The sequence below is a fragment of the Roseivivax marinus genome, from assembly GCF_900109705.1.
GTDB lineage: Bacteria > Pseudomonadota > Alphaproteobacteria > Rhodobacterales > Rhodobacteraceae > Roseivivax > Roseivivax marinus.
The window spans coordinates 131,733-139,990 of the sequence record NZ_FOAI01000010.1; the positions used below are offsets into that span (position 1 = coordinate 131,733).

8 protein-coding genes are annotated in these 8,258 nt (G+C 70.1%); 3 read left to right on the plus strand and 5 right to left on the minus strand.

Annotation, left to right across the window (positions count from 1 at the left end):
• Nucleotides 1-4 precede the first annotated feature (4 nt).
• Both BMX29_RS13640 and BMX29_RS13645 read right to left on the minus strand, forming a co-directional pair.
• Complete coding sequence (locus tag BMX29_RS13640; protein WP_043844358.1) at nucleotides 5-652, minus strand: MotA/TolQ/ExbB proton channel family protein; 648 nt, start codon at nucleotides 650-652, stop codon at nucleotides 5-7.
• A gap of 42 nt (nucleotides 653-694) precedes the next feature.
• On the minus strand, nucleotides 695-1,150 hold the full coding sequence (locus BMX29_RS13645) for a hypothetical protein (RefSeq protein ID WP_092813706.1): 456 nt from the start codon (nucleotides 1,148-1,150) through the stop codon (nucleotides 695-697).
• A gap of 781 nt (nucleotides 1,151-1,931) precedes the next feature.
• Here BMX29_RS13645 and BMX29_RS13650 point away from each other — a divergent pair.
• Nucleotides 1,932-3,341: a hypothetical protein gene (locus BMX29_RS13650; protein ID WP_092813707.1), complete on the plus strand. Its 1,410-nt coding sequence runs from the start codon at nucleotides 1,932-1,934 to the stop codon at nucleotides 3,339-3,341.
• Between the two features lie 71 nt (nucleotides 3,342-3,412).
• Here the strand turns inward: BMX29_RS13650 and tagH are convergent, their stop codons facing one another.
• Entirely contained in the window at nucleotides 3,413-4,846 is a 1,434-nt protein-coding gene (gene tagH, locus BMX29_RS13655; protein ID WP_092813710.1) for a type VI secretion system-associated FHA domain protein TagH, read from the minus strand.
• Nucleotides 4,847-4,896: 50 nt separating this feature from the next.
• Nucleotides 4,897-5,616: a DUF6931 family protein gene (locus BMX29_RS13660; RefSeq protein ID WP_244889238.1), complete on the minus strand. Its 720-nt coding sequence runs from the start codon at nucleotides 5,614-5,616 to the stop codon at nucleotides 4,897-4,899.
• A 205-nt stretch (nucleotides 5,617-5,821) separates the two neighbouring features.
• Between BMX29_RS13660 and BMX29_RS13665 the strand changes: the two genes are divergently transcribed.
• Nucleotides 5,822-6,487, plus strand: a complete 666-nt coding sequence (locus BMX29_RS13665) for an invasion associated locus B family protein (protein WP_139197011.1) — start codon at nucleotides 5,822-5,824, stop codon at nucleotides 6,485-6,487.
• Nucleotides 6,488-6,503: 16 nt separating this feature from the next.
• Here the strand turns inward: BMX29_RS13665 and BMX29_RS13670 are convergent, their stop codons facing one another.
• Nucleotides 6,504-7,202 (minus strand): sugar transferase, encoded by a 699-nt coding sequence (locus BMX29_RS13670; RefSeq protein WP_092813739.1) that lies wholly within the window; start codon nucleotides 7,200-7,202, stop codon nucleotides 6,504-6,506.
• 375 nt (nucleotides 7,203-7,577) lie between these two features.
• Here BMX29_RS13670 and BMX29_RS13675 point away from each other — a divergent pair, with 375 nt between their 5' ends.
• Nucleotides 7,578-7,856 (plus strand): GlsB/YeaQ/YmgE family stress response membrane protein, encoded by a 279-nt coding sequence (locus tag BMX29_RS13675; RefSeq protein ID WP_092813716.1) that lies wholly within the window; start codon nucleotides 7,578-7,580, stop codon nucleotides 7,854-7,856.
• The last annotated feature ends 402 nt before the right edge of the window (nucleotides 7,857-8,258 follow it).

Sequence of the window (8,258 nt, forward strand, 5' to 3'; positions counted from 1 at the left end):
GGGATCAGACCGGCGTGGCCGAGGTGTCCACCCGGCCGTGGATCGCCACCGAGATCGCCGCCTCGATCATCGCGCGCTCGCGGTCGATGCGGCTTTCGAACCAGCTGGCCAGGAAGAATGCGACAAGCGCCACCGCGAGACCCAGTGCCGTGGTGGTCAGTGCCACCCAGATCCCGCCGGCAAGTTGTGCCGGGTCCACCGCGCCGTCGGACATCGCCAGCACCGAGAAGGCGTCGATCATGCCGATCACCGTGCCGAGAAGCCCCAGCATCGGCGCCGCCTGCACGACGATCTCGAGCAGGCGCATCCTCCGGGACATGGCGTCGAGTTCGATCAGCGCGGTCTGGCGGCCGAGCTCCTCGGCGAAGTCGGGCTGGCCGGGTCGCGCGCGCAGCCCCGAGAATACTGCCTGCAGGATGCGGGCGAGGACCGACCGGCGGTCGGCCACCAATTGCAGCGCCTCCTCGGAGCGGCCCGCGAGCCACGCGTCGAGCACCCGGTCGGCGCTGCCGCCGCTGCCCACGCCGAGGCGCGAGAACTGGATCGTCTTGAACACGGCGACGGCCACCGCGATCACCGAAAGCACGGTCAGCGCCACGAAGACCGCGAGGGTGGCGGGGTCGAGAACGTCGATGCGGATCGCCGCGAACATCCGGGGGCTCCTGTAGGGTGGCCGCGCGTCGCGCGGGACGGGTCAGAGACCGAACTGGATCGGCGTGCGCGACCGCGTCACGAGGCCGTCGAGGCATAGGTCGGACGCGCCGCCCCCGGCTCGGGTGCAGGCGACAACGTCGTTCACGAGAATGCGAGAGATCGACCCGCAGGGCGTCTCGGGGAAGACGAAACGTCGGATCTGGGTCCGGCCCGGGCTCAGTCCGCCGAAATCCATGGTCAGGAACTGCGAGACGATCCCCTCGGTGTCGAAGAAGACGATCTCGTACGTGGTCTGATCGAGCGCGACGTCCGAGCCGTTGGTGATCACGTAAGTCAGGCGGCAGCTGCCGTTCTCCAACTGTTCGGCGGCGTTCAGCTCGACCTCGAAGGTGCCGCCATCGCCGGGAACGTCAGCCTCCTGCGCCGCGGCGTGCAATGGGTGCAACGCCCCCAGAAGCACGGCGAACAGCGTGAAACGAAAGGATTTAAGACACATTCTGTCCCCGTTATGCGAGCTGGCACGACGAGTCGCATTTGGCGGGAAAAGGGCAGGGCAAGTCAACCGCGCAGGCAGCGACCGGCATTCGATCGCCCCGCCTCGCGCGCACGGCGTGCATCGGCCGGCGATATCCCGAACGTCAGCGGAAGACCCCGAGGAGGTAGTTCGGAACCTGGGGCTTCGTCGGCGCCGGACGTGGTGGCTGCGCCTTGCGGCTGGCCGAAACCCGCGTGGAGGGATCGCGTGCTGTCCGCGTTGCCCTCTCCGCCTCCCGTCGGCTCTGTTCGCGCGGGTCGGGACGATCCTGCCCCCTGACGGCCGGTTGCGCCTCGTGTCGCTCGGCGCCGGTCGCATCGACCGCCGCGTATCCGGCCTCGCTGCCCGCAAAAAGTTCAGCGGCGCAGGCTAGGCCGAGGACAGCGCAGAGCGACGAGGATAAAAGAGACCGAACCATGGCATTGACGGTAGCACGGCGCCCTTTCAAATCCATGTCGGGGACACGATCCGCCTTCTCCGATAGAGGGAAGCGTGCCCAATTTCACACGTGATGGGTGTATTGATGAGCAATGCGGGACAATGGTGTCCGGCGCGCTCGGCCGGTCGTCACATTTCTGCGTCCCGGCCCGCGAATCGGGCTTCGGATAGGCAGTCGGGCGTGGGTGCCATGATGCCGGCCAGGACGGCCCTTCGCCGCCATCGTAGAAGGCTGGAGCGGGGCTGCGCTTGTCCCTATACTGCGTCGGTGCACCGTAACCGTCGACCGAAGCGAGCGATCCGAATGATCCGCGCCGCGTTTCTCGCCCTGACCTGGCTTGCGCTGCCCGGCGCGGCCGGCGCCGCCGAGTGGGCGGCGTTGGTGATCGGCACCGGCGAACGCGGCTCGGACGCAGCGGCCGACGACGTCGCAACCGCCCGCATGGCGTTGTCGCAGTCGGACCCCCGCGCCCTGGTTACGCTGGAGGCGCCGACGCGCGCCGAGTTGTCGGGCGCCCTCGGCGATATACCGGTGGCGGAGGGCGTCGTCCTTTACCTTGCCGGCCCCACGCGCACAGTCGAGGACATGCTCGTGCTCAGGCTGGCTGATGGAGAGGTGCCGCTGGGTGCGGTGCTGGACAGGATGGCCGAGCGCGGAGCGCCGGAGGTGGTGCTTCTGCACGAGAATTGTCCCGCGCCGGGCATGCGCGCGGCGTGGGCCGAGCCGAAGGTGCCCGAGGGGATGACGCTCACCGCCATTGCGAGCGTGGCGCCGGGGGCGGTCTGCGCTGACGGCGACGCGCGGCTGACGTCGGCGCTGGCGCGCGCGGGCGCGGCTGGCGGGTCCGATTGGGCGGACGGGCTCTGGACCGCCGCCACGGGCGCGCCTTCGCTGTCGCTTTTCGGCGTGTCGCCGTTTCCGGTGGTTGCAGGGGCCGGTGAGGTCTCGGTTGTGACCGACGATGCGGTGACCGTGACGCCCGTCGGGCCCTCTGACGCAGCGGTCGCACTGCCCGATGCCTCCGTGATCGCGGAGAACGCGGTGGCGCGAGTCGGTGACGGCGCCGCGCTTCCCGGTGCCTTGCTTGCGGCGCTGCCACAGGACGCGGGTCTGCCCGAACCGTCGATCATCGTCGGCCGGATCGAGACACCCGAGGCTTTCGAAACGCTGGACCTCGCGGTGCCCGAGGTGATCGCATCCGACGTCCGTTTCGACGATCTCGACGGGCGCCGCGCCCTCCGCGACAGCGACCCTGTCCTGTTCGACAGCCTGGTCGACAGTGGCGCGTTCGATCCGCCAGAAGACGGGCTGGTCGTCGCGCTTCAGACCGAGTTGGCGCGGATGGGGTGCTATACGGCGGGGATCGACGGGCAGTGGGGCGCCGGATCGCGCACCTCGGTCACACGATATTTCGAGCAACTCGACGGGGTCGAGGCGCCGGGCCTCGCGCCCACGCCTGAGCTGTTCCGTGCGGTGCTGCGGAACGACGACGTGACCTGCCCCGAACTGGTGGCGGCGCCCGCACAGGCCCGGCCAAGTGTGACCCCGGCGCCGGCTCGTCAGTCCACACCGGCCCCCGCGCGGGCGGCGCCGGCCCCGCAACGGCAGGCAGCCCCGGTGCGCCGCACCGCGCCCGCGCCGACACCCCAGCCCACGCCGCAACCGCAGCGGCGGATCAATCCCAATGCACTGGGGACCGGCGTTTTCCGGTAGGGCGTGCCTTCATGAGCATGGCCTTGGCGGGTGGCGTCCGGATCTGCCCGAACCGGCTTTTGGTCCCGCGATCAGTCCCGGTCGGCGTCCGTCGTATCCGCCCCGTCCTCAGCACTGGCGCCTTCCGGATCGGCTTGCGCGCCGTCTTTGGCGGCCGTGACCTGTCCATAGACCCGCGCGAACGCCTTGAGGAAGGCGCTCAACATGCCGGTCTCCGACCCGCGCGCCTTTTCCTCCCATCGACTGACATAGGCGTCCCACGCCCGCGCCTTGCGCGATCCCCCGAGCAGCGTTCCGGCGGCGAGCGCGTCTTCGACCTGGTCGGGCGCAAGGCCGTCGAGCAGGTCGTCGAGGGCGGGCTCGAGCGCGGCGAACACGGCGAGCTGGTGCTGGCGCAGGTCGGCCATCGCAGTCTCGAAGCTTTCGGGGCCGCGCATGAACCCGTCGCGGGGGGTCACGAACATCGCCTCGATGGCGCGGTCCGCGTCGGGCAGGAACTTCATTGGATTGTTGCCGGTGGCGCTCAGCATCGTGCGCTCACCACCGCGGGTGAAGAGCTTCTGCCGGGCGCGGTCGCGCAGCATCTCCATGGTGTCCTCGGTCGTGGCACGGATCGCGCGGCCGAGGTCGCGGGCCAGCGTCTCGGCGTCGGTGCCGGACAGCGCGCCCGGTTCGAGGCCGGCTCCTTCGCAGAACGCTCTGAGGACGGCCTCGTGGCCGGAAAGCGGGCCAGCCCGACCGGGGGCGTCTGCAGATTCCGTCCGTGTCGCACGTGGCGGACGCGGACCGGGGTCGCGCGGCACGGAGAGGGGAGAGGGCTCGGCGGGCGGCGTCACGTCCGGGCCTGACGGCGTCGCGCCGGGCGCGCGTCCAGGCATCACGAGGGGCGGCAGAGCCTCGGGGGCGGTGCTGTCGTCCGGCGACCGGCTGGCGCTTTCGGGAGTGCGATGCGCGATCTCACCCTCGCCATCCTCGCGCGGCAGGCCGAGCGCGAAGGCGCTGCGCGCCCGGCCCGAAGGCTTGTCGGACGCCGTGTCCCACCACGGGTCGTCGCGGCCGCCGCCGCCGCCCGTGCCGGGCCGCGCCAGTCCCGGGTCCCGCGTGCCCGGTCCAAGCGGCCACGGCGTCCCAGCGCCGCTGTCGGGCCAGGGTGTCGGGCCGACCTCCGCGGCCGACCGGGCGGGCGCCACCTCTCCGATGCGCGCGACGATCACGTAGCGCCCCACGGTCAGCCGGTCCCCGTCCGTCAGACGGTGCGGCCCCGAAATCCGGTGGCGCTGCCCGGCGAGGTAGGTGCCGTTCGTGGAAACGTCCGTCAGCCAGTAGGTCCCGTCGCGGTAGGCAATGTCGAAGTGATGGCCCGATATGTGCCGCGCCGGGTCCGGCAGGACCCAGTCCATGCCCGACCTTCGGCCGACCGTTGCGCCCTTGCCGTCGAGCGTGATCGAGGTCGGCCCGCCCGTGGCGAGCGTGTCGTGGTTCTCGATGCGCAGCGTCAGCTTCATCGTGGCACAGGGTGCCCGGTATCGGCCGCGTGGTCCAGCATCCGGTTCTCTCAGGCGGTGCGGAACAGGGCGACCGCCTGCTCGGTGAAGCGCGCGAGGCGGGTTTGCCGCTCCGACAGGCCGGCCTGCGCGAGGCAAGAGAGGACCGCCGTATTGACCGCGCGGGGCGTGCGCCACGGGGGCACGGGTGCGGGATCGTTGGGCGCGATCGGGCCACCGGACCAGCCCACCGCAAGCGCGAGAAACACGGGCGGCGTGCGCATCGGCGCATAAAGTCCTTCCCGCATGACCCGGAATCGTGTTTCGGCGTCGGACCGTACGGTCCACGCGGCGACCAGATCCATCAGTGCGCGCTCTTCCTGACCGAGCGCGCACCCGCCGGTCCGAACGCATTCGTAGCCCCACCAGATCGCCATCTTGGGCAGCGCGGCGAAGGCGGCGAAGGTCAGGGCCTCTTCCGGGGTGTCGCTGGCGCGGAGGCGGTCGAGATAGGCCAATGACTCTTCGTCCGGACGCGGCCGATGCTGGGTCAGCTGCGCGACCTGCGGCAGTTCGGCGTAGAGCGCTGAGGGCGTCTCGTAGCGCAGGGCGGACACCGGGGGACGTGTGGTCTCCGCGACACGGCGCGGAGCGAAGGCGGTGGTGACGGTGACATCGCCCGTGGTGGCCGGCCGTGTGACGTTCGAGCCCGAAGCCGAGGCGCGGGTCGCCCGAGGTGCCCCGGGCGGGTAACCGGCCGAGCCCGGCGGCAGATCGCGACCGTCGGTCATGTCGGGCACCCCTCCTGAACCCAGCGTTTCGCGGCGCGGCCCTTCGCCGATCGGCGCGCGAACAAGCGGTCGCCCGCCGCCCGGGGCGCCTCCCGACCGCATCTTGCCCAGCCCGACCCTTGACAGCAAGAGGATAAGCCCGCCCCATCGGCCCGGAACGCGGCCCGCCGGTCCCGGCGCGGCCCGGATCGGGCGGAGGCCATCCATGACACGACATCACCGCATCACGGCCGGGGTCGGCCTCGTGGCAGTCACGGTGCTCGCGCTTCTGGCGGGGCCACTCCGCGCACCCGCGCAGGAGGCCGACGCGACGGACGGCGCGGGCCCCTCGGACGAGACCGGCACCAGCGTCGTCGCCGCCCCCGAGATCGCCGTCGACTCGGAGATCTCCAATGGTCAGCCGTTCGGGGCGTGGCGGGTGAACTGCGAGGCGCTGGGCCCCAACCGAACGGCCTGCGCGCTGGGGCAGCGCGTGCTCCGGCGGTCGGACAACGCCTTCCTCACCGATCTCGTGGCGCTCCCCGCGCCGGGCTCGCCTGTCGAGGGCGAGGCGCCGTCCGAGGGTGGCATGACCCTGATCGCGCGCGTGCCGACCGGCGCGCACCTGCCGTCTGGCTTCGTCATGCGAGGCGAGGAGGGCGCCGAGCAGCACGAGTTCACCTGGCAGGTCTGCGCGCAGAACCTTTGCGAGGCCATGATCGCACTCACCCCCGAAGACGTGGCCGAGCTCGAGGCCGCACCGGACGGCGTGCTGGCTGCGTATCGCCCCGGCCTGCAGGCCGAGCCGCTAGTATTTCGTGTGTCGTTCGAGGGGGCGGGCGCAGGGCTTTCGGCGCTTGTGGACGCGGCGGCGGAGGCCACCGGCGAGTGAAGCAGGGCGCGGGCGATCAGCAGTTGCTGCGCCGGCGCACCACCTCCAGGGTCCGTGCCACCAGCGTCAGGTCGGTGCGCAGGGACATCGCGCCCAGGTAGCTCGCATCCATCCTCACCCGGTCGGCGTAGCTCAGATCCGAGCGGCCCGAGGTCTGCCAGATGCCGGTGATTCCGGGCTTCAGGGTCAGGTAGGACACACGATGCGGCCCGTAGCGCCGCATCTCGGCGCGGGTCACCGGGCGCGGGCCGACGATGCTCAGGTCACCGCGCAGCACGTTCCAGATTTGCGGCAGCTCGTCGAGACTGGTGCGGCGCAGGAACGCCCCGAGCGTCGTGACCCGGGGGTCGAGCGCCAGTTTCTGTGTCCGCGCCCACTCGGCCGCGGCCCCGGGATCGGTTTCGAGGATCCGGCGCAGCCGCGCATCGGCGTCGGGCACCATGGTGCGAATCTTCCAGCAGCGGAACAGCTTGCCGTTCCGGCCGATCCGCGTGTGCCCGTAGAACCCGGCATGTCCGTCGAGACGTGTCAGCGCCCACAGGATGGCGATCGCCGGCACCAGAACCGGCAGCAGGAAGAGAGCGAAGGCGACGTCGAAGGTCCGTTTGCCGAACCGCGCATAAAGCCCGTTGATGCGCCGCTCGCAGGCATCCCGGCGATCCCGGTACTCGGTGAAATCCGAAGGTGCCGCCGCAATCTGCGATCCTGAACTCATCATCTGAAAACCCTTGCTCCCCGCCCCGCGGCAGAGAAAAATCGTCTTGCTTCCGGGCACGTGAACGCGCCGGACCATCTCCACGTCGCGACGGGAGTTCGCCTTTCGGAAGTAGTGACTCGAACCAGGGGCAACTTGCACCCTCGGTGTCGATACTTCGATGTCTCGGAACAACGCGCCTACGCCACCTCGAGTGCGAAATTCCTGTGGATTGGGTTCAAATTGCGGTCGAATCGCTAATGATCGTTTAACGCGGCAGGGGGGACGGGACATCCAGGGGCGTCCGGGGCACATCTATCTTTCGAACCAAGCGGACCCGGCGCTCCCTGGTGACGTTTCTACCGGAACACAAAATCCCAAGAAGGAGGGACGACGATGGAAGGTCTCCTCGACGCAATCGGCGCGCTCGCGCTTCTTCTCCTGATCGCGGTCGGCCTCGCCGCCGGATTCCTGGCCGGCAAGATCGCGGGCCGCAACATGGCGCTTTACCTGGTGGTGGGCGTGGTCGCCGCCGTGGCGACCCCCTTCATCCTCGCCGCCCTGGGTCTCGGCATCCTCGCTGCGGGTGGCCTGCTTCTGATCGCCGTGGTCGCCGCGATCGGCGCGGTCGTCGTCCTCGCGCTCGTGCGCATGGCCACCCGCCGAAACGAGTGAGCTCGCACGCCACGCGGGCGACCCCGCCTCATCATCTCCGTCTCGTAGAAAATATCCCGGGAGCGCGAGGGCAGAGCCCTGAGCCCGACCGCAATTTGCTCGTGAAAATGCGGCTCAGTAACACCGCTCGTAGGTCCGAGGCTGCGCGTGCGCGCGCTGCCCGAAGCTCGCGAGGGTGGCCACGAATGATGTTTTCGGTGTGTCGCCGCGCCCCTGTGGCGGCATCCCGAGCCAAGAGCAGCGCGCCGCTCCTGCGAATGGCGCCTCTTATGTGGACAGGCGTGGAAAAGTAACCCCGTAGCGGGGTGATCGGCTTCCAAACGGGACCCCCCTGATGCGGTGGTCCAACGTGTTCCCGAGAACAGTCGGGAGCCGTGTTCGGGATGCTGGTGGTGGAAACGA